This window comes from Streptomyces spiralis, assembly GCF_014654675.1.
GTDB lineage: Bacteria > Actinomycetota > Actinomycetes > Streptomycetales > Streptomycetaceae > Streptomyces > Streptomyces spiralis.
This window is the reverse complement of the sequence record NZ_BNBC01000018.1, coordinates 41,341-60,764: the sequence shown is the minus strand read 5'-3', so window position 1 is coordinate 60,764 and position 19,424 is coordinate 41,341. Positions and strand designations below refer to the sequence as shown.

20 protein-coding genes are annotated in these 19,424 nt (G+C 71.7%); 8 read left to right on the top strand and 12 right to left on the bottom strand.

Annotation, left to right across the window (positions count from 1 at the left end):
• The first annotated feature begins 28 nt into the window (after nt 1-28).
• Complete coding sequence (locus IE318_RS19810; RefSeq protein ID WP_189902189.1) at nt 29-994, top strand: GlxA family transcriptional regulator; 966 nt, start codon at nt 29-31, stop codon at nt 992-994.
• 68 nt (nt 995-1,062) lie between these two features.
• On the opposite strand, the gene IE318_RS19805 is transcribed toward IE318_RS19810, so the two are convergent.
• The 10 genes from IE318_RS19805 to IE318_RS19760 form a co-directional block, all read right to left on the bottom strand.
• Entirely contained in the window at nt 1,063-2,439 is a 1,377-nt protein-coding gene (locus IE318_RS19805; protein WP_189902187.1) for a bifunctional albaflavenone monooxygenase/terpene synthase, read from the bottom strand.
• Complete coding sequence (gene cyc1, locus IE318_RS19800) at nt 2,436-3,521, bottom strand: epi-isozizaene synthase (protein WP_189902185.1); 1,086 nt, start codon at nt 3,519-3,521, stop codon at nt 2,436-2,438. Before cyc1 ends, IE318_RS19805 begins: the two co-directional genes overlap by 4 nt.
• A 298-nt stretch (nt 3,522-3,819) precedes the next feature.
• Nucleotides 3,820-4,470 carry a peptide deformylase gene (def, locus tag IE318_RS19795; protein WP_030179135.1) on the bottom strand — a complete coding sequence of 217 codons (651 nt, stop codon included), beginning with the start codon at nt 4,468-4,470 and terminating at the stop codon, nt 3,820-3,822.
• Nucleotides 4,471-4,574: 104 nt separating this feature from the next.
• Nucleotides 4,575-5,555, bottom strand: coding sequence for a tetratricopeptide repeat protein (locus IE318_RS19790; RefSeq protein WP_189902183.1), 981 nt, complete (start codon nt 5,553-5,555; stop codon nt 4,575-4,577).
• Nucleotides 5,556-5,660: 105 nt separating this feature from the next.
• Nucleotides 5,661-6,899: an HD-GYP domain-containing protein gene (locus IE318_RS19785; protein WP_373311226.1), complete on the bottom strand. Its 1,239-nt coding sequence runs from the start codon at nt 6,897-6,899 to the stop codon at nt 5,661-5,663.
• Nucleotides 6,896-8,290, bottom strand: coding sequence for an HD-GYP domain-containing protein (locus IE318_RS19780; RefSeq protein WP_189902181.1), 1,395 nt, complete (start codon nt 8,288-8,290; stop codon nt 6,896-6,898). The genes IE318_RS19785 and IE318_RS19780 overlap by 4 nt, the downstream gene beginning before the upstream one ends.
• Nucleotides 8,291-8,446: 156 nt before the next feature.
• Entirely contained in the window at nt 8,447-8,758 is a 312-nt protein-coding gene (rsrA, locus tag IE318_RS19775) for a mycothiol system anti-sigma-R factor (protein ID WP_030179143.1), read from the bottom strand.
• Nucleotides 8,755-9,450, bottom strand: coding sequence for an RNA polymerase sigma factor SigR (sigR, locus tag IE318_RS19770; protein WP_030179146.1), 696 nt, complete (start codon nt 9,448-9,450; stop codon nt 8,755-8,757). The genes rsrA and sigR overlap by 4 nt, the downstream gene beginning before the upstream one ends.
• A gap of 253 nt (nt 9,451-9,703) precedes the next feature.
• Nucleotides 9,704-10,351, bottom strand: a complete 648-nt coding sequence (locus IE318_RS19765) for an alpha/beta hydrolase family protein (RefSeq protein WP_189902179.1) — start codon at nt 10,349-10,351, stop codon at nt 9,704-9,706.
• 1 nt (nt 10,352) lies between these two features.
• Nucleotides 10,353-11,168, bottom strand: a complete 816-nt coding sequence (locus tag IE318_RS19760; RefSeq protein ID WP_189902177.1) for an SOS response-associated peptidase — start codon at nt 11,166-11,168, stop codon at nt 10,353-10,355.
• A gap of 104 nt (nt 11,169-11,272) precedes the next feature.
• Between IE318_RS19760 and IE318_RS19755 the strand changes: the two genes are divergently transcribed.
• From IE318_RS19755 to IE318_RS19740, 4 genes are all read left to right on the top strand, one after another.
• Nucleotides 11,273-11,995 carry a M50 family metallopeptidase gene (locus IE318_RS19755; protein ID WP_189902175.1) on the top strand — a complete coding sequence of 241 codons (723 nt, stop codon included), beginning with the start codon at nt 11,273-11,275 and terminating at the stop codon, nt 11,993-11,995.
• Between the two features lie 183 nt (nt 11,996-12,178).
• Nucleotides 12,179-13,507 carry a 3-phosphoshikimate 1-carboxyvinyltransferase gene (aroA, locus tag IE318_RS19750; RefSeq protein ID WP_189902172.1) on the top strand — a complete coding sequence of 443 codons (1,329 nt, stop codon included), beginning with the start codon at nt 12,179-12,181 and terminating at the stop codon, nt 13,505-13,507.
• An 18-nt stretch (nt 13,508-13,525) separates the two neighbouring features.
• On the top strand, nt 13,526-14,536 hold the full coding sequence (gene rsgA, locus IE318_RS19745; protein ID WP_189902170.1) for a ribosome small subunit-dependent GTPase A: 1,011 nt from the start codon (nt 13,526-13,528) through the stop codon (nt 14,534-14,536).
• Nucleotides 14,537-14,642: 106 nt separating this feature from the next.
• Complete coding sequence (locus tag IE318_RS19740) at nt 14,643-14,966, top strand: DMT family transporter (protein ID WP_030179165.1); 324 nt, start codon at nt 14,643-14,645, stop codon at nt 14,964-14,966.
• Nucleotides 14,967-15,024: 58 nt separating this feature from the next.
• Here IE318_RS19740 and IE318_RS19735 read toward each other — a convergent pair whose 3' ends face one another.
• Complete coding sequence (locus IE318_RS19735; RefSeq protein WP_189902168.1) at nt 15,025-15,636, bottom strand: TetR/AcrR family transcriptional regulator; 612 nt, start codon at nt 15,634-15,636, stop codon at nt 15,025-15,027.
• Nucleotides 15,637-15,802: 166 nt separating this feature from the next.
• Here IE318_RS19735 and hisN point away from each other — a divergent pair, with 166 nt between their 5' ends.
• Together hisN and IE318_RS19725 are read left to right on the top strand one after the other, a co-directional pair.
• On the top strand, nt 15,803-16,603 hold the full coding sequence (gene hisN, locus IE318_RS19730) for a histidinol-phosphatase (protein ID WP_030179167.1): 801 nt from the start codon (nt 15,803-15,805) through the stop codon (nt 16,601-16,603).
• A gap of 148 nt (nt 16,604-16,751) precedes the next feature.
• Complete coding sequence (locus IE318_RS19725; RefSeq protein WP_189902166.1) at nt 16,752-17,138, top strand: CBS domain-containing protein; 387 nt, start codon at nt 16,752-16,754, stop codon at nt 17,136-17,138.
• A 70-nt stretch (nt 17,139-17,208) separates the two neighbouring features.
• Here the strand turns inward: IE318_RS19725 and IE318_RS19720 are convergent, their stop codons facing one another.
• A complete protein-coding gene (locus IE318_RS19720; protein ID WP_189902158.1) occupies nt 17,209-18,660 on the bottom strand; it encodes a catalase in 1,452 nt (483 codons plus the stop codon).
• A gap of 141 nt (nt 18,661-18,801) precedes the next feature.
• Here IE318_RS19720 and IE318_RS19715 point away from each other — a divergent pair, with 141 nt between their 5' ends.
• Entirely contained in the window at nt 18,802-19,218 is a 417-nt protein-coding gene (locus tag IE318_RS19715; protein WP_030179174.1) for a Fur family transcriptional regulator, read from the top strand.
• The last annotated feature ends 206 nt before the right edge of the window (nt 19,219-19,424 follow it).

The following is a 19,424-nucleotide window of genomic DNA, read 5'->3' as shown; positions in this document are numbered from 1 at the left end:
CCTGCCACTGACAAGGCACACTGGGGGCATGCTGCAGAACGTGGCCGCCGTCCTGCTGGACGGCGTGCATCCCTTCGAACTCGGCGTCGTCTGCGAGGTCTTCGGCATCGACCGCAGCGACGACGGGCTCCCCGTGTACGACTTCGCGGTGGTCTCGGCGGAGGGCCCGGCGCTGGGCACCCATGTGGGCGGCCTGAGCGTCAGCACGCCCTACGGACTCGACCGGCTCGACGAGGCGGACCTGATCGCGGTACCCGCCGGGAGCGACTACGCCCGCAGGGAGTACCCGCCCGAGCTGCTGGACTCCCTGCGGCGCGCCGTGGACCGGGGCGCGCGGGTGCTCAGCGTGTGCTCCGGGGTCTTCGTGCTGGGCGCGGCCGGGCTGCTGGAGCGGCGGCGGTGCGCGGTGCACTGGCACCACGCGGCCGAGCTGGCCCGGCAGTATCCGCGTGCGACCGTCGAGCCGGACGTGCTCTACGTCGACGAGGGCCCGGTGATCACCTCCGCGGGGACGGCGGCCGGCATCGACGCCTGTCTGCACATCGTGCGCAAGGAGCAGGGGCCGGAGGTGGCCAACAAGATCGCCCGGCGGATGGTGGTGCCGCCGCACCGGGACGGCGGCCAGGCGCAGTACATCGAGCGTCCGCTGCCGAAGTCACCGTGCGACACCGTCGGCGAGGTGCTGGTGTGGATGGAGCAGCACCTCGACCAGGAGGTCACCGTCGAACAGCTGGCCGCCCGCGCCCATATGTCGCCGCGCACCTTCGCCCGCCGCTTCCAGCAGGAGACGGGCACGACTCCCTACCGCTGGATCCTGCGTCAGCGGGTGCTGCTGGCCCAGCACCTGCTGGAGGCGACGGACGAGACGATGGACGCGATCGCGGACCGGACCGGGTTCGGGACGGCGGCGGCGCTGCGGCACCAGTTCGTGCGGGTGCTGGGCACCACCCCGAACGCCTACCGGCGCGTGTTCAGGGGCCCTCAGGCCGCCTGAACACGCGATCCGCGACGGGCGCCCGGCCGGTCAGCGGGCCGCCGACTCCTCCGCCGGGCGCCGGCCGGTCAGCGGGGCAGGGCCCGCAGCAGCAGGCGGCGCGGGCGCAGGGTGATGCCGATGCGCGGCCTGGGGTCGGAGCCGGGGGCCTGCTCGAAACGGTAGGCCGAGGCGATCGCCGCGGTGATCAGCGTGAGTTCGGCCATCGAGAAGTGGTCGCTCGGGCACTTGCGGTTGCCCACGCTGAACGGCTCCATCGCGTACTTCGGGACCGTCTTGGCCCGCTCCGGGAGCCAGCGATCGGGGTCGAAGTCCTCGTGGCGGTCGTAGGAGCGGCGGTCGCGTTGGACGGCGTACGGGCTGTAGATGACGTCGGCACCCTCGGGGATGCGGTATCCGCCGAGCCGGGTGTCGGTCACCGCCCGCCGGGTCAGAATCCATACGGCCGGGTGCAGCCGCATTGTCTCGACGACGACATTCGTGGTGTACCTCAGTTTTCGGACGTCCTCGAATGCGACCGGCCGGTCCCCCACAACCGTTTTCACCTCGTCCCGGATCTTGTCCCCGAGATCCGGGTGCTCGGCGAGCACGAGGAGCAGCGACATGATCGTGGAGCCGACGGTTTCGCTTCCCGGGGTGAGTATCGCGATGACCTGGTCGTGGATCTCCTGTTCCCCAATGGGCTCGCCATTCTCGTCCTTCGCCTCCAGCAAAGCCGTCAGCAAATCGTCCGGTTTTTGACCGCTTGCCCGCCGGTCGGCGACGATCTCGTCGACCAGCAGATGCAAATCGGCCAGGGCGTGGTTGAATTCGCGGTTGCTCCGCACCGGTACGCGGTAAAGCGGCCCGAGGGGCACGACCATGCGCTGGTACATGCCGCTGAACAGCGTGGCCAGCGCGGTACATATGCGCTCGGCACGGGCGTCCATGTAGCTGCCGCGCATCAGGCACCGGGCGGCGACGCGGACGGCCACGCGGAAGGACTCCGCCGTGACGTCGAGCACCTCACCGGAGCGCCAGCGCGCCACGAGCGCATGGGACTCCTCCGCCATGATCGGCCCGTACTCGGGGATCACGTCGAGCCGGAAGGCGGGCTGGATGGTGCGGCGCTGACGCCGGTGCTGCGGGCCGTTGGCGGTGGCCACGCCCTGCTTGCCGAGCAGGCTCTCCAGGGACTCCCACAGCGGGCCGGCGATGATGTAGTCGGGGCTGAGGGCCAGCGCCCCGGTGAGGGCGGGCGCGGTGACGGCGTACACCGTCTTCGGGCCGAGCCTGAGGCGGACGACGTCGCCGTGGTCGCGCAGCCCGCTCAGGAAGGCCAGCGGGTCGCGGGCCAGCTTCAGGCCGTGGCCGAGGAGCGGGACCGCTCCCTCGGCCACGGGCGGCTCACGCAGTTCCCCTCCCGCCTCGGGCCGGGCCTCGGACTTCACCGACTCGACGGTCATTTCTCACCTGCCGCTTCGTTGTTGACGTACGGGGGCGTCGACCGGTCGTCCCAGCTGTCGACCATGTAGCGGCCGGACTCGTGGTGGAACCAGTAGACGGAACTGAACCAGTTGCGCATATTTCCGATGCAGGCCCGTACGGCGGCACTCAGTTCCTTTCCCCGCACCGTGCCGTCCGCGAGGCCGTCGGCGAAACGCAAAGCCTCCTGCTCTGCGACAAGAAATTCGGATATGCATTCCTCGACGCGCCTGCGAATTTCCGCGATCGCTTCCTCGAGACTCAGTCCGTCGTGTTTGACAAGACTTATCCCGAGGTTGTGCACCTCGTCACCCGCGATTTCCTTGGGCAGTGAGCACAGATCGTTGTACCAGGCGGCGAATTCCTGGCTGAGCAGCGCCGGACGCCGATAGGCGGGGTGTTTCCGTACGGCGTCGGGGAGTTCCAGACCCGCGCTCGGCTCCAGCAGGTCGGTCCAGATCCAGTGCGCGAAGGTGAGCCGGCGCAGGGCGAGGTACTCCTCGACGGTGGGCACGATGCCCTCGGTGCGGTTGTGGAACTCCCGGTCGTACGCCTCGATCACCGTGTGGAAGTGCCGGGCGAAGCGCGCGTTCCACGTCGCCGGCAGGAACGAGTACAGCCGCAGCACGCTGTCCGCGAACCCCGCGACCAGGGTGTCCTGGTGGTGCAGGTGTTCCCGGGGTGCGTCGAGGGCCGTGTGCAGTGCGCGCCGCAGCCGCCGCCAGGCGACCGGCCGGCCGTGCACGATGTCGCGGTCGTGCCGGTCGTCCCAGACGAAGAACCAGGCGCTGTAGTCCGCTATGGCCTGGAGCACGTCGTCCGGGGCACCGAGGTAGTAGCCCGCCATCAGGTCGGTGTAGCACAGGCCGTCGGCATATTCATCGATCTTGTCCGCCGGCATGAGCCGTTTTTCCTGCAGCCACCAGCGGGTCTTCTCCTGGAGTTTGGGCCAATAGGCGTGGAGTTGCCTGGGGAACGCGGCCTCGATCACCGGGAGAGCGAGCGATGGTGGCACTGCGACCGCAGTCGCTGTCGATGTGGTGCTGTGTGGGAAAGCTGGCACGAACAACCCCTCTCAGCCGCCAGTGGCGCCCGCCCCTTCCGCTGTGCCCGGCGCACGCCGTCGCGTATCCCCGCACTCCCATTCAGCACCACAACTGACCGATCTGGGAACGGATTTGCTCCACTCACTACCCTGGATGCCGAGAATATCCCCTTGTGTGACTGATTTTGGCTCGACAGGTTCACCGAGCGGTCGAATGCCGACGCACACAAGTACGGCGCCCGACCGGTCGTTCCGGTCGGGCGCCGTACACGGGCACCTGCACACGGGGCACCGCGCCCCAACGGGAGGAGGACCCTCAGTCGTTGGCGACCACGGGGTAGCGCGGCTCGTTCTCGGCCATCTGCCGCAGGGCGTCCTTGCGCTCCCGCTTGGAGAGCCGGTCGATGTAGAGGTAGCCGTAGAGGTGGTCGGTCTCGTGCTGCAAACAGCGCGCGAAGTAGCCGGTGCCGCGCACCTTGATCGGGTTGCCCCGCTCGTCCTGGCCGGTGACCTCGGCGTAGTCGGGGCGGGCCAGCGGCGCGTAGGCGGTGGGCACGGACAGGCAGCCCTCGTTGCTGTCGTCCAGGCGGCGGCGGTCGGCCGGCAGTTCGACCAGCTTGGGGTTGCAGACCACGCCGACGTGACGCACGCCCTCGTCGTCCCCGCAGTCGTAGACGAAGACCTTCAGGTCGACACCGATCTGGTTGGCGGCCAGGCCCACGCCCTCGGCGGTGCGCTGGCTGGCGAACATGTCCGCGATCAGCTGCTGGAGCTCGTCGCCGAACTCGGTGACGTCCTTGCACTCCTTGTGCAGCACGGGGTTGCCGACGACCGTGATCGGCCGCGAGGTACCGCGCTCGCGCCACGCCGTCTCGCGCTCCTCGCAGTCCCCGGTGTCGACGACATAGCCCTCGTCGTCGACGGGGAGCACGCCCGCGTGCTGCTGATCGGTGTCCTGCTGCGCCATGACCGACGTACGCCTTCCTGCAAGCCTGAGAGATTCTGCGAGTACAGCCTAAGGGGGCCGGGGGACACACGGGTCGCCGTCGGGCACCGGGGGGCGGCAGGGGGTCAGCAGACCTCTTCCAGATCCCGCCAGTCCCGGGAGTCCGGGCTGTCCGCGACCCACCCGTCCAGCAGCCCCCGGACGAGGGACGCCGGCGCGGCCACTCCGCACTCCCGCTCGGGCACCCACAGCTGTCCGTCGGTGCGGTGGCCCAGCGGCCCGGGGTGCCCCGGCTCGCTGTGGTCGTGCGGGTCCAGGTGCACGCCGTCGCCCTCGTCGGACGGCATCCGCGACTCCGAGCACGTCCGGCACAGCAGCCGCACGGACGAGGACCAGTCCTCGGCGGCGAACCCGGCGTCGGCGGCGAGCTGCTCCAGGGCGTCCCGGTCGGCCTCGGTCGCGGCCTCCAGCAGGACCACCCAGGTGGGCACGGGCGAGGGCGCCCACAGCTCGATCTCGTCGAAGACGGGGTAGCTGTGCCCGGCCGCGGTGGTCCGCTCGCCGTGCGGCACGCCGTCGTGCAGCACGACCTCGCCCCAGCGCCGCCCGGAGGAGGGCAGCGGAATGGACAGCACCTCGATCCTGGCCGGGTCCAGGCGGCGGCCCCAGACCACCTCGGCCTCGCCCTCCGGCGACAGCCGCACGGCCGCGCTGCCCAGCTCCATGCCCACCGGTTCCCCGGCGGCCGTCGCGCCCCCGGGCACCTTCAGGCCGTAGGCCTGCCAGGCGCGCCGGGCCAGCGGCCAGTCCTGCAGGGCGGTGGCGGCGATCCCGACGTTCCACCAGTCCGGCGCGCCGGACTCCTTCTCCAGCAGGGCCACGGCCCGCAGTCCGGCCGTCCGGGCCTGCTCCCAGTCGTGCCGGAACTTGTGCAGCAGGGCCAGGTTGAACCAGGACTCCGACAGCCAGGGCTCCAGATCGGCGGCGCGCGTCAGCAGCGCGCCCGCGTCCTCGTACCGGCCGTCGCCGATCAGGGTGAACGCGCGGTCGGTGGCCTGCCGCCAGGAGGCGGAGGGTCGGTGCCGTCCCTTGCCGAAGATCCTCACGATTCCCGCCTGCCAGTTCCGTTGTGTGGGCTGGCTTCTGCCCCCGGTTTCCCTTTCCTTCGCATCCAACCACGTACGGCTTGAAGGGCGCTCATTACCCATGGGTTACCCCGTGGCGGGCAGCGTCAGACAGTCCCGTGACAGCACCCGGGCCAGCGATTCGACCACCTCGGGCGCGTAGTCGCCGGCCGTGGCCAGCCGCAGCTCCTCCAGTGCCCTGAGCGGCCCGCCGGGTCCGGCGTCGCGCGCCTTCTCGTCGTAGGCGTTCACGGCCCGCACGATCCGGGCGGGCAGCGGCTGCTCCCGGCAGGGGTCGGCCTGCCGCTCCACCACCACCGCGACCTCCCGGGAGACCCCGGTCTGGCGGACCACGGCCCCGCCGAGCAGCGCGATGCGCCGCTGCTCCGCGACGGGCAGGCCGGCCGTCGCCCCCGCGGGCACCGGGTCCACCAGGCTGAGCTGCCCGATGTCGTGCATGAGCGCGGCGTGCTCCAGGACGGTGAGCTCCGGTTCCGTCAGCCCCAGGTCCCGTCCCACGGCCCGGCTGAGCGCGGCGACCCGGCGGGCGTGCCCGGCCGGGGTGTACCCGGCCACCTCGGTGGCCCGGGCCAGCGAGGCGATGGTCTGCCGGTAGGTGTCCCGCACGGCCGCGTACCGGCGGAAGGACAGCTGGGTGAGCAGCAGCGGCAGCGAGAAGACGGGCAGCGCCCACAGCCCGACGACGGCGACCGCGAGGGCCATCACCGCGCCCGTCGCGCACACCGCCGACCCGATCCCGAGCAGGCCCCGCAGCTCCTCCCGCAGCAGCGGGCCGAACGGCCACCGGGTGCGGCAGTGGGCGGGCACGGCGGCGAGCACGGCCCCGCACAGGGCGGTGAGCACCAGGAGCGCGAGCAGCAGCAGGGCGTACGCCGGGCCACCCCACCCCCGGAAGACACCTTTGCCGTACAGCGGTTGGAAGCAGACGGCGGCGAAGAAGACGGTGAGGATCCGTCGGGCCAGGTGGTCGAGGGTCGCGCCCCGCCCGAGCGCGATGTGCGGCACGCTGCCCAGCAGACAGGCGGCGAGCACCACGGCGACGGCCTGGAGTGCGCCGTGGTGGCTCGGCCGTCCGGCGTCCTGCCCCAAAAGGGCGTACGACAGCGCTCCCGCGGCCCCCAGCGGCGCGGCCTCCCGGGCCTGGCCGCCCGACCACCGGGCCAGCTCCCCCACCAGCACGAGCATGCCGAACGCGAGCGCCGCCCCGCGCTCCTCCAGTCCGGTCCACATCGTGACGGTGAGCGACAGCAGGCCGACGGCGAGGGCGGACCCGCGGATCAGCACCAACGGCCACGGCCACCTCACCCGTGCGCCTCCTCGCGCCCGCCGGCCGACCCGGCCGGGGCACGGGGGGCGCGGTGCTTGGCCGGGACGCGCGGTGCGCCGTTCCCGGGTGGGGGCGGCGGGGTGCCGTCCTCCGCCGTGACCGCCGGGTGCCAGCCGTGCCGGTCCAGGGCCCGCACCAGGGCCGTGACCATGCGCGGGTCGAACTGGGTGCCCGCGCAGCGCTCCAGTTCCCGCACCGCCGTGCCCACCGGCCGGGCCCTGCGGTAGGAGCGGGTGGACGTCATCGCGTCGAACGCGTCGGCGACGGCCACCACACGTGCGCACTCCGGGATCTGGCCGCCCCGCAGCCCGTAGGGATATCCACTGCCGTCCAGGCGTTCGTGGTGGTGCAGGATCGCCGAGCGTGCCTCACCGAGGAAGGAGATCCCGCGCACCATCTCGTGCCCGTACTCGGGGTGCAGTTCGATCACCCGCCGCTCCTCGGGGGTCAGCGGGCCGTCCTTGCGCAGCAGCCGGGTGGGCACGCCCAGCTTGCCCACGTCGTGCAGGATGCCGGCGAAGCGCAGCACCTCGACGCGTTCGTCGTCCATGCCGAGTTCGCGGGCGATCATCATGGAGGCCTGTCCGACCCGCTCGCTGTGTCCGCGCGTGTAGCCGTCCTTGATGTCGACCGCCTGCACCAGCGCCCGGATCGTCGCCTGGTGGGCGGCCCGTTCCCGGTGGTACTGCGCGTACGCCCACCAGGACACGCACATCGGCAGCAGCACCAGGAGGGCCGCCACCGGCCCGTACGGGCTGCGCCAGAGCACGGCCATCATCAGGCCGGCGAGGCCGTGGACCGCGGTCGGCGCCAGGGAGCGGGCGAACAGCCCGCGCCGGCCCGGCCGGGCGGGCGACGCCGCCGCCAGCACCCGGACCCCGCCGTCCAGCGCGGTCAGCACCCCGCAGAACGCCACCACCGCGGCACCGGCCGGGACGAGGGCGTAGGGGAGGTCGGGGTCGGCGACGGCGGCCGGGCCGCCCAGTTCCCCGTGCACCCCGGCCGCCACCCACACGGCGAGCGCGAGCTGGGCCGCCCGCCAGATCCGGCGCAGCGCCTCGGGCCGCCGCCCGGCCGCGGCCAGCAGGGCGCCGGGCAGCGGGACGAGCGCGGCGACGGACGGCGGCAGCAGGAAGGCCGCGGCCAGCAGCACGGGGTAGAAGGGCCCGGCGAAGCTCCGCCGGGCCAGTTGCTTGCAGCCGGTGTACACGGCGGCCAGCAGGCAGACGGCCCACCAGGACGCGTGTGTCACCGGCACCGGCACCAGCGGCGGCACCGTGACCGGCGCCAGCACCGGCAGCAGACAGGCCAGGGCACCGAGGGCGACGCAGACGACGTACGCACGTGCCCGGGATGGAACCGCCTCCATGCCGTCCCTCCCCCGTCGCGCCGGTCCTGCCTGCCCACGGCTGGGAGACTAGGGGGCGCAGCGGGACGTCCGTGGGCCGATAACCCGCGGATTAGCACGTATGGGTGACGAGGGACCTGCGCGGCATGGGGCGGGCCTGCGTCGCACGTGGGGTGGTCAGGACTCCTGGGAGGTGACCGGCTCCTCGGTCACATCGCGCTCGGAGACCGTCTGACCGGAGCGGATCAGCTCGAGCCGCCCCATGACCTTGGCGCGCAGGTCGGCGGGTACGTCGTCATGCCCGCAGCACCGCTTGACCAGCTTCTTCACGGCCTGCTCAAGGCCGTACTTCTCCAGGCACGGCGAGCACTCCTCGAAGTGGTGCTCGAACTTGGTGCGATCGACGTCCGGCATCTCACTGTCGAGGAACTCGTACAGATGGTCGAGTACCTCACTGCAGTCCGTCTCGTGCGGCTCTCCGCAGCTCATGAGCCCGAGCCTTTCGCTTCGTTCGACTCTCCGGCACCGGCCGGGACCAGTCCGCGATCGCGGGCGTAGTCCTCGAGCATGCCGCGCAGTTGACGGCGGCCCCGGTGCAGCCGGGACATCACCGTACCGATGGGTGTCCCCATGATGTCCGCGATCTCCTTGTACGCAAAGCCCTCTACGTCCGCGAGATACACGGCGATGCGGAACTCCTCGGGGATGGCCTGGAGCGCTTCCTTCACGTCCGAGTCGGGCAGGTGGTCGAGCGCCTGCGACTCCGCGGAGCGCAGACCCGTCGACATGTGCGACTCGGCGCGGGCGAGCTGCCAGTCCTCGATCTCCTCCGCGGCGGAGCGCTGGGGCTCACGCTGCTTCTTGCGGTAGGAGTTGATGAAGGTGTTGGTCAGGATCCGGTACAGCCAGGCCTTGAGGTTGGTGCCCTCACGGAACTGGTGGAAGGACGCGTACGCCTTGGCGTAGGTCTCCTGCACCAGGTCCTCGGCATCCGCCGGGTTGCGCGTCATGCGCAGGGCGGCCGAGTACATCTGGTCGAGGAATTCCAGCGCGTCCCGCTCGAAGCGCGCGCTGCGCTCGGCGGTCGACTCCGCGGACGCGTCCACGCCCGTGCCCTGGCTCTCGGGCAGCTCCGCCTGGCCGTTGTCGTTCCCTGCGTCGGTACCGGGAACCGGACCCACCTCCTCAAACGATGGCGCAGGACCGAAACCGGTCCCACTCGATTCGGAGGATAGACGACGACCCGTGCCTCCCGCCGCTCGAATAGGAGCGGTCTTGGCCGCGCGCAGCACGGACCAGTCCAGGTCAGCGCGGCTGCGGCTCGGGCAAATGGTCGAACCCATGCGGCGGACTTCCTCTCCTGGGGCGTCGGTGCCGAGGCATCAGCACTTCTGTCGCCGTCAACAGCGGTCCGTCACCCGGCATTCCCAGGGATCACCCGAGTGACGCGATCCACTCCACGACACCGCCGGTGACGAGCTCCAGCGCCCGCTCCTGAGTGATCTCCGCGCGTTTCGGCACAGCGAAGCCATGATCTCCGTACGGCACCTCGACCAACCGATACGCCCCCTCGGGGAACTCCTCCGGCTTCCCGAACGGGTCGTTCCCGCCCTGCACGACCAGCGTCGGCACCCCGGCACCGAGCAGCTCGCCGGCGCGCGACTTCTCCGGCCTGCCCGGCGGGTGCAGCGGGAAGCTCAGCGCGAGCACGGCGTGCGCGCCCAGCTCGACGGCGGTTCGGCAGGCGACCCGCGCCCCGGCGCTGCGCCCGCCGGAGACGACGGGCAGCCCCTCGGCGGCGAGCGCGGGCCAGACGCCCCGCCAGCCCACGTCCAGGGTCTTCGGCGCGGGCGCGACCTTCTTCCCGGCGACCCGCCAGGGCTGCTCGACCAGGGCCACGCTCACCCCGCGCGCGGGCAGCACCTCTGCGAGGGCCCGCAGATCCCGCGCCTCGATGCCGCCCCCGGCGCCATGGCCGACGGCGAGGACCATGGTGGGTTTCCTCGCCCTGTGCCAGGTGACGCGGGCATCACCCGCGTCCGTGGCGACCGTCTCCGGGGTGCCGACCGTCTGCGTAGTCATGTCAGAAGAGTGTGCCCTCTTCGGATGCCGGCAGCTCCTTGAGCAGCTCCGGCCCGTTGTTGCGGACGTTGCTCACGGCGGTGGACACGGGGTACGCGCGCATCAGTCCGGCGGGCGGCGGGGCGAGGAGGGCGCGCAGGTCGTCCACGTCCGTGCGGGCCGGGTCCAGCCAGGCGTCCCAGCGGTCGGGCGTGAGCAGGAGCGGCATCCGGGGGTGGATGTCGGCCAGCGAGCGCGGGCCCTCGGCCGGGGCCACCGCCAGCGGGGTGCGCTCCGCCTCCGTGGTGATCACCGAGCAGGTCGCCCACCAGGCCAGCGGATGGTCGTCGGGCAGCGTGCGGTCCCGCCAGAACTCGTACAGCCCCGCCATCGCGAACACCGACCCGTCCGCCGGGGTCACGAAGTACGGCTGCTTGCGCGGCCGCTTCCGCTTCCCCTCGACCTCCAGATCCCGCTCCTCGGTGCCGGTGACCCACTCGTAGTAGCCGTCGGCGGGCACGATGCAGCGGCGGACGGCGAAGGCGCGCCGGTACGACGGCTTCTCGTGCACGGTCTCCGCCCGTGCGTTGATCATCCGCGCGCCGCCCTCGGGGGACTTCGCCCAGGAGGGCACCAGGCCCCACTTCAGCTTCCGCAGCTGCCGAACCGGACGCTTGTCCTCGGCGTCCTTCAAGGGACGGTCCAGGACGACATGGACCTCCTTGGTCGGAGCCACGTTGTAGTCGGGCTCAAGGGTCTCTTCCGGCTCCCACTTCTCGATCTCGAAGATTCCTGCGAGATCCTCGGCTCCGCGACTTGCCGCATACCGTCCGCACATACGTGCAACACTGCCAGGCCCACCCGTCGCCCGACCACCACCCCTCAACGACGGCGCCACGCGCCGACCCCTCTTGACTCGAGCACAGGGAGCCACCGGAACACATGGACAGCCTCGCCTCGACCGCGCTGGCCGGCCTCTGGGACCGGCTCGTGGGCATCCAGCCCGATCCGGACCTGTGGGTGGTGATCGCCACCGCGGTCGCCGCGCTCGCCGTCGTCGTCCCGCACACCCTGTGGCGCGTCTCCCGCAACGCCATCACCATCGCCCACGAGGGCGGCCACGGCCTGGTGGCGCTGCTGAGCGGCCGCACGCTGACCGGCATACGCCTGCACTCCGACACCAGTGGCCTCACCGTGAGCCGCGGCAAGCCGTACGGCGCCGGCATGATCCTCACCGCGGCCGCCGGCTACACCGCTCCCCCGCTGCTGGGTCTGGGCGGCGCTGCCCTGCTCGCCGCCGGGCGGATCACGCTGCTGCTGTGGGTGGCCACGGTGCTGCTGGTGGCGATGCTGGTGATGATCCGCAACGCGTACGGGGCGCTGACCGTGCTGGTCACGGGCGGTACGTTCCTGCTGGTGTCGTGGCTGACCGGGCCCCAGGTGCAGGCCGCGTTCGCGTACGCGGTGGTGTGGTTCCTGCTGCTGGGCGGGGTGCGGCCGGCCTTCGAGCTCCAGGCCAAGCGGTCCCGCGGGGGCGCCGGGGACTCGGACGCCGACCAGCTGTCCCGGCTGACGCACGTACCGGCGGGCCTGTGGCTGTTCCTGTTCCACGCGGTGTCGCTGTGCTCGCTGATGGGCGGGGGACGCTGGCTGCTGGGAATGTGACGGAGGCCGTAGGGGCGTACGGCTCCAGGGGGCGGGGGGCGTACCGGATCGTGGGGGCTTACGGCTCCGGGCCACGGGTCGCGTACGGCGTGGGTGTACGGCGCCGCCGCCCGGCGTGGCCGGCTCCGGCCGGGCCGCACCCGAACGACGGCCTGTCCAACCACCTCCTTATAGAGTGGGTCCATGGCCCCGAACCCCGCACACACCGCCCTCTGGCCCGCGCCGCACGCGAGCGGAGCCGTCGACGCGACCGTCCACGTGCCCGGGTCCAAGTCGGTCACCAACCGCGCGCTGGTGCTCGCCGCCCTCGCCTCGGAGCCGGGCTGGCTGCGCCGCCCGCTGCGCTCCCGCGACACGCTGCTGATGGCCGGCGCCCTGCGGACGATGGGCGTGGGCATCGAGGAGACGGTGTCCTCCGCGTCCGGGGCCGGCGCCTCCGGCGAGGCCTGGCGGGTGATCCCCGCGGGGCTGCACGGCCCCGCCACGGTCGACGTCGGCAACGCCGGCACGGTGATGCGCTTCCTGCCGCCGGTCGCCGCGCTGGCCGACGGTCCGGTGCGCTTCGACGGCGACCCCCGTTCGTACGAGCGTCCGCTGAACGGCGTGATCGACGCGCTGCGCGCGCTCGGGGCCCGCATCGACGACGACGGCCGGGGCGCCCTGCCGATGACCGTCCACGGCAGCGGCGCGCTGGACGGCGGCCCGGTCGAGATCGACGCCTCCTCCTCGTCGCAGTTCGTCAGCGCCCTGCTGCTGTCCGCCCCGCGCTTCAACCAGGGCGTCGAGGTCCGGCACACCGGCTCGACGCTGCCGTCGATGCCGCACATCCGGATGACGGTCGACATGCTGCGCTCAGTGGGCGCCCAGGTGGACACCCCGGAGTCGGGCGGCGAGCCGAACGTGTGGCGGGTCACCCCGGGTGCGCTGCTCGGCCGGGACCTGACCGTGGAGCCGGACCTGTCCAACGCCCAGCCGTTCCTGGCGGCGGCGCTGGTGACCGGCGGCAAGGTGGTCGTACCGGACTGGCCGGCGCGGACCACCCAGCCCGGTGACCGGTTGCGGGAGATCTTCACCGAGATGGGTGGTTCCTGCGAGCTGACCGACTTCGGCCTGGTGTTCACCGGCTCGGGGTCGGTCCACGGCATCGACGTGGACCTGAGCGAGGTCGGCGAGCTGACCCCGGGCATCGCCGCGGTCGCCGCGCTCGCGGACTCCCCCTCGACGCTGCGGGGCGTGGCCCATCTGCGGCTGCACGAGACCGACCGGCTGGCCGCGCTGACCAAGGAGATCAACGAGCTCGGCGGCGATGTCACCGAGACCGCCGACGGCCTGCACATCCGCCCGCGCCGGCTGCACGGCGGGATCTTCCACACCTACGAGGACCACCGCATGGCGACGGCCGGCGCGATCATCGGCCTGGCGGTCGAGGGCGTGCAGATCGAGAACGTGGCGACGACGGCGAAGACCCTTCCGGACTTCCCCGAACTGTGGGCCGGGATGCTCGGGGCGTAGAGGCGCGGGGATCACGTCATGCGCCGCTATGGCAAGCACACCGACGAGGACGACATCCGGACCCGGCCCGGTCGCAGGGGCACACGTCCGCGTACGAACATCCGCCCGAAGCACGAGGACGCGGCCGAGGGCATGGTGCTCACCGTGGACCGCGGCCGGCTGACCTGCCTCGTCGACGGCCGCACGATCGTCGCGATGAAGGCCCGCGAGCTGGGCCGCAAGGCCGCCGTCGTGGGCGACCGGGTGGCCCTGGTCGGTGACCTGTCCGGCATGAAGGACACGCTCGCGCGCATCGTCCGCATCGAGGAACGAAGCTCGCTGCTGCGCCGCACCGCGGACGACGACGACCCGTACGAGCGCGTGGTCGTGGCCAACGCCGACCAGCTCGCCATCGTCACCGCGCTCGCCGACCCCGAACCGCGCCCGCGTCTGATCGACCGCTGCCTGGTGGCGGCGTACGACGGCGGCCTGGAGCCGCTGCTCGTCATGACCAAATCGGACCTGGCCCCGCCGGACAAGCTCCTGGAGCTGTACGGGGACCTGGACATCCCCCATGTCGTCACCAGCCGTGACGAGCTGGAGAACGGCGACGCGGCGGACCGGGTGCGCGAGCATCTGGACGGCAAGATCACCGCGTTCGTGGGTCACTCCGGCGTCGGCAAGACGACGCTGGTCAACGCGCTCGTCCCGGAGGACAGGCGCCGTCTGACGGGACACGTCAACGTGGTGACGGGCCGCGGCCGGCACACCACCACCTCGGCGCTCGCGCTGCCGCTGACCGGCGCGGGCGGCTGGGTCGTCGACACCCCGGGCGTCCGGTCCTTCGGGCTCGCCCACATCGACCCGTCCCGGGTCATCCACGCCTTCCCCGACCTGGAACCCGGCACGGAGGGCTGCCCCCGCGCGTGCAGCCACGACGAGCCGGACTGCGCGCTGGACGCGTGGGTAGCGGAGGGTCACGCGGACCCGGCCCGGCTGTACTCGCTGCGCCGGCTGCTCTCCACCAGGGAGCGCAAGGAGGGCGACTGACCCGCGCGGTGACCTTGGCGTTGTTTGTGACCCCCGAGGTCCGGCAAGTGCATAATCGCAGCGAGCCGGAGCGGTCACGGCGCGAGGACCTACGGGAGGACGGCACATGGCGTGGCTGCTGGTCATCGTCGCGGGACTGCTCGAGACCGGCTTCGCGGTGTGCCTGAAGCTGTCGCACGGCTTCACCAGGCTCTGGCCGACCATCGCCTTCGCGTGCTTCGCGCTCGGCAGCTTCGGCCTGCTCACCCTGTCCCTGCGCAAGCTCGACGTCGGCCCCGCGTACGCGGTGTGGACCGGCATCGGCGCGGCGGGCACCGCGATCTACGGCATGGTCTTCCTCGGCGACCTGGTGTCCACGCTGAAGATCGTGTCGATCAGCTTCGTCATCATGGGCGTGATCGGCCTGCAGCTGTCGGGCTCGGCGCACTGAGGGCCGGGCACGCTCCCGAGCCGGGTTCCGTTCGGACGGGCCGGCGGCAGCCGGTCGCTCAGACGAGCTGGTGGCGGCGCAGCGTCTCGCGTACCAGGGCGGCGACGCCGCCCTCGCCGGGGGGAGCCGCCACGCAGGACAGCGCGAGGCGGATCGCCAGCTCGCAGGCCGCAGCCAGCTGGGCCACGTCCATGACGGGCGCGACCGAGGCGGCCAGGGCGGCGACGGCACGGTCGCGGACGTGTCCCAGCAACTCGCCCGGCGACGGCAGCGGACCGTCCGCCCTGCGCTGCGCCGGTACGGGAGAGGTCGAGGGCACCGCCGACAGCGTCGGCCAGGGCAACCGCTCGCTCCAGCAGCCCGTGAGCATGGCCTTCACCAGCGCGTTCTGGCGGGCGGCCGCCACGGTCCACTCGGCGGCGGCGGTGAGCCGCTCGCCCGGGTCGGCGTGTGCGGCCAGGGCGCGGTCCACCCCGGCGAGATAGCCGTCCGCCTCTCTTCTGACGAGCGCCCGCGCGAGTCCGTCCTTACTGCCGAACTCGTTGTACAGCGTCTGCCGGGACACCCCGGCCGCCGCGGCCACGTCCACCATCCGTACCGCGGACCACGGCCGACGCGCCAGCGCCGTGTAAGCGGCGTCCAGCAGGGATTCCCGCGCTGCAGGCATCATCGCCTCCCGGGGGCGAGCGACTCTGCGCACAGATTTGACGCGCACCGCAGCACTGTCAAGGGTGTCCGGAGGCATGTGCGCCCTTCGAGCGACACACCGCGGCTCCGGCCCCGCCACCCGCGCCCCCTGTGGCCCCGTGTCGCCCCAGGCGGATACCGTTCGCTACATGCCGGACTACCTTGACGACCTGCGCCTGGCCCACGTTCTCGCGGACGCCGCCGACGCCGCCACCATGGACCGCTTCAAGGCGCTCGACCTGAAGGTCGAGACCAAGCCGGACATGACCCCGGTCAGCGAGGCGGACAAGGCGGCGGAGGAGCTGATCCGCGGTCAGCTGCAGCGCGCCCGCCCGCGCGACGCGGTCCTCGGCGAGGAGTACGGCATCGAGGGCACCGGCCCCCGCCGCTGGGTCGTCGACCCGATCGACGGCACCAAGAACTACGTGCGCGGCGTTCCCGTGTGGGCCACGCTGATCTCCCTGATGGAGGCCGGCGAGGGCGGCTACCAGCCCGTCGTCGGCGTCGTCTCCGCGCCCGCCCTCGGCCGCCGCTGGTGGGCCGCCAGGGGTCACGGGGCCTTCTCCGGCCGCAGCCTGTCGCAGGCGTCGCGCCTTCGGGTCTCCCGCGTGGCGAAGCTGGCCGACGCCTCCTTCGCGTACTCCTCGCTCAGCGGCTGGGAGGAGCAGGGCCGCCTGAACGGTTTCCTGGACCTGACCCGCGAGGTCTGGCGCACCCGCGCCTACGGCGACTTCTGGCCCTACATGATGGTCGCCGAGGGCTCGATCGACCTCTGCGCGGAGCCCGAGCTGTCGCTGTGGGACATGGCCGCGAACGCGATCATCGTGACCGAGGCGGGCGGCACCTTCACCGGCCTGGACGGCCGGCCCGGCCCTCACAGCGGCAACGCGGCGGCGTCCAACGGACTGCTGCACGACGAGTTGCTGGGGTATCTCAACCGGCGCCACTGAGGACGGGGAGACGCCTGCGCGCGCCCCCAACCGGCCGCGCACGCCCTCTTGTTGACCGCCGCTTTACCTGCAACCCTGAGAGTCCCCCCACTTGTGAACTTGTGAATCCGGTCACCAGCTGGATTCCGCGAGGAGGTGGCTCCATCCCATGCTCGTCCGCGACGCCATGAGCACGGTGGTCCTCACCATCGGTCCCGCACACACCCTCCGACAGGCCGCCGCCCTGATGTCCGCCCGCCGGGTCGGCGCGGCCGTGGTCCACGACCCCGACGCCGGCGGCATCGGCATCCTCACCGAACGCGACATCCTCAACTCCGTAGGTCTGGGCCAGAACCCCGACACGGAGCCCGCCCACGCCCACACCACCACCGACGTCGTGTTCGCCGCCCCGTCCTGGACCCTGGAGGAGGCCGCCCGCGCCATGGCGCACGGCGGCTTCCGCCACCTCATCGTCCTCGACGACGGCGAACCGGCCGGCATCGTCTCGGTCCGCGACATCATCAGCTGCTGGGCTCCGGCCCGCGTGGCGGCCTGACCGCACGACGGCGGACCGGGCCCCGAAGGGACCCGGTCCACCACCGCGACAAGTAGTCCGGTTCCGGAGATCAGCCGCGCAGGGTCTGGACCGCGGCCTGAAGCCGCTTGCCGAAGTCGCCGTCCGCCCGGCGGAAGTTGTCGATCGCGCGCTCGGCGATGTCCTCGCGCGAGACCTGTGCGATGGCTCCCGCCAGGTTGCCGATCAGGCGGTCCTTCTCCTCGTCCGACATCAGCCGGTAGAGGTTGCCGGCCTGGACGAAGTCGTCGTCCTCCGCGTGCGCCGGGGTCGCGTGGTCACCGGTGACGCCGGAGACCGGAAGCGGCTGCCACAGCGGCCGGTCCGTCTGGAACGGGCCGCCGAAGCTGTTCGGCTCGTAGTTCTTCGCGCCCCTGTGGCGGCCGTCGTAGAGGTAGCCGTCACGGGAGTTGGTGCGCGCCTCGGTGGCGTGCGGGCGGTTCACCGGCAGGTGGTCGGCGTTGATGCCGACGCGGTAGCGGTGGGCGTCGCCGTAGGCGAAGAGGCGGCCCTGGAGCATCTTGTCCGGGGACGGGCCGATGCCGGGCACGAAGTGCGCCGGGGAGAAGATCGACTGCTCGACCTCGGCGAAGACGTTGTCCGGGTTGCGGTTGAGCTCCAGCCTGCCGATCTCGACCAGCGGGTAGTCGGCGTGCGGCCACACCTTGGTCAGGTCGAACGGGTTGAAGCGGTAGGTCGCCGCCTCGGCCGCCGGCATGATCTGGACGGAGACGGTCCAGGACGGGTACTCGCCGCGCTCGATCGCCTCGCGCAGGTCGCGCTGGTGGGAGTCGGGGTCCTCACCGGCGAGCTTGTTGGCCTCCTCCTGGGTGAGGCACTTGATGCCCTGGTCGGTCTTGAAGTGGTACTTGACCCAGAAGATCTCGCCGGCCTCGTTGTTCCACTGGTAGGTGTGCGAGCCGAAGCCGTCCATGTGGCGGTACGACGCCGGAATGCCGCGGTCGCCGAACAGCCAGGTCACCTGGTGCGTGGACTCCGGGGACAGGCCCCAGAAGTCCCAGACGTTGTCCGGCTCCGTGGAACCCGTGTACGGGTCGCGCTTCTGGGTGTGGATGAAGTCGGGGAACTTGATCGCGTCCCGGATGAAGAACACCGGGGTGTTGTTGCCGACGAGGTCGTAGTTGCCCTCCTCGGTGTAGAACTTCAGCGCGAACCCGCGCGGGTCGCGGACGGCGTCCGCGGCACCCAGGTTGCCGGCCACGGTCGAGAAGCGCAGGAACGTCTCCGTCTGCTTGCCGACCTCGGAGAGGAACTTGGCGCGGGTGTACTGCGTGACATCGGCCGTCACCGTGAAGGTGCCGTAGGCGCCGGCACCGCGGGCGTGCACCACGCGCTCCGGGATGCGCTCGCGGTTGAAGTGGGCGAGCTTCTCCAGCAGGAGCTGGTCCTGGACCAGAACCGGGCCGTCGACGCCCGCGGTCTCACTGTTCTGATTGTCGGCCACCGGAGCACCGGCCTCCGTCGTGAGCGGTCCCTGGGTCATGTCGCCTCCCGGCACATCTGTCTGTTCCTGTCGCTTGGCCAAAGCCGTTCTCGATCCTACAATGGACAATGTCTAAGTCAAACAGAGCTCCAAAGTCACACTCGTTCGGAAACTGTTCCCCTTGCTGTTAAGCTGGTGCCTATGAGCGACCTTCTGGAACGGCTGCGCGGACGCGGATGGCGAATGACCGCGCAGCGGCGCGTCGTGGCCGAGGTCCTGGACGGCGAGCACGTCCACCTGACGGCCGACGAGGTCCACGCGCGGGCCGTGGTCAAGCTGCCCGAGATCTCTCGTGCGACCGTCTACAACACCCTGGGCGAGCTGGTCTCCCTCGGTGAGGTGATCGAGGTCAGCACGGACAAGCGCGCCAAGCGCTACGACCCGAACGCCCACCGGCCGCACCAGCACCTGGTCTGCGCCGGCTGCGGCGCGATCCGCGACGTCCACCCCGGCGGCAATCCGCTGGCCGACCTTCCGGACTCGGAGCGCTTCGGCTTCACGATCTCGGACGTCGAGGTGACGTACCGCGGGCTGTGCCCGAACTGCGCGGCGGCGTGACGAACGCGTGAAAGCCCCGGCACCAGAGGGTGCCGGGGCTTTTTGCGTGCCTGCGCCTGTGTGCGGAGGCGTGCCTGCACCTGCGTGGGGGGCGTGCCTGCGGGGGCCGTGGCTGCACCTTTGCCGGCGGCAGACCCACCGAGGGGGAGAAACACCGAGAAGGGGAAACACCGAGGGCCGGAATCCTGATCGGATTCCGGCCCTCG

Bases quoted from the DNA above. Each gene is read 5' to 3' on its own strand.
- IE318_RS19810 (WP_189902189.1), top strand. From the start codon at position 29: ATGCTGCAGAACGTGGCCGCCGTCCTGCTGGACGGCGTGCATCCCTTC.
- IE318_RS19805 (WP_189902187.1), bottom strand. From the start codon at position 2,439: ATGACCGTCGAGTCGGTGAAGTCCGAGGCCCGGCCCGAGGCGGGAGGG.
- def (WP_030179135.1), bottom strand. From the start codon at position 4,470: ATGGCGCAGCAGGACACCGATCAGCAGCACGCGGGCGTGCTCCCCGTC.
- IE318_RS19780 (WP_189902181.1), bottom strand. From the start codon at position 8,290: ATGGAGGCGGTTCCATCCCGGGCACGTGCGTACGTCGTCTGCGTCGCC.
- rsrA (WP_030179143.1), bottom strand. From the start codon at position 8,758: ATGAGCTGCGGAGAGCCGCACGAGACGGACTGCAGTGAGGTACTCGAC.
- IE318_RS19765 (WP_189902179.1), bottom strand. From the start codon at position 10,351: ATGACTACGCAGACGGTCGGCACCCCGGAGACGGTCGCCACGGACGCG.
- IE318_RS19760 (WP_189902177.1), bottom strand. From the start codon at position 11,168: ATGTGCGGACGGTATGCGGCAAGTCGCGGAGCCGAGGATCTCGCAGGA.
- IE318_RS19755 (WP_189902175.1), top strand. From the start codon at position 11,273: ATGGACAGCCTCGCCTCGACCGCGCTGGCCGGCCTCTGGGACCGGCTC.
- aroA (WP_189902172.1), top strand. From the start codon at position 12,179: ATGGCCCCGAACCCCGCACACACCGCCCTCTGGCCCGCGCCGCACGCG.
- rsgA (WP_189902170.1), top strand. From the start codon at position 13,526: ATGCGCCGCTATGGCAAGCACACCGACGAGGACGACATCCGGACCCGG.
- IE318_RS19740 (WP_030179165.1), top strand. From the start codon at position 14,643: ATGGCGTGGCTGCTGGTCATCGTCGCGGGACTGCTCGAGACCGGCTTC.
- IE318_RS19735 (WP_189902168.1), bottom strand. From the start codon at position 15,636: ATGATGCCTGCAGCGCGGGAATCCCTGCTGGACGCCGCTTACACGGCG.
- hisN (WP_030179167.1), top strand. From the start codon at position 15,803: ATGCCGGACTACCTTGACGACCTGCGCCTGGCCCACGTTCTCGCGGAC.
- IE318_RS19725 (WP_189902166.1), top strand. From the start codon at position 16,752: ATGCTCGTCCGCGACGCCATGAGCACGGTGGTCCTCACCATCGGTCCC.
- IE318_RS19720 (WP_189902158.1), bottom strand. From the start codon at position 18,660: ATGACCCAGGGACCGCTCACGACGGAGGCCGGTGCTCCGGTGGCCGAC.
- IE318_RS19715 (WP_030179174.1), top strand. From the start codon at position 18,802: ATGAGCGACCTTCTGGAACGGCTGCGCGGACGCGGATGGCGAATGACC.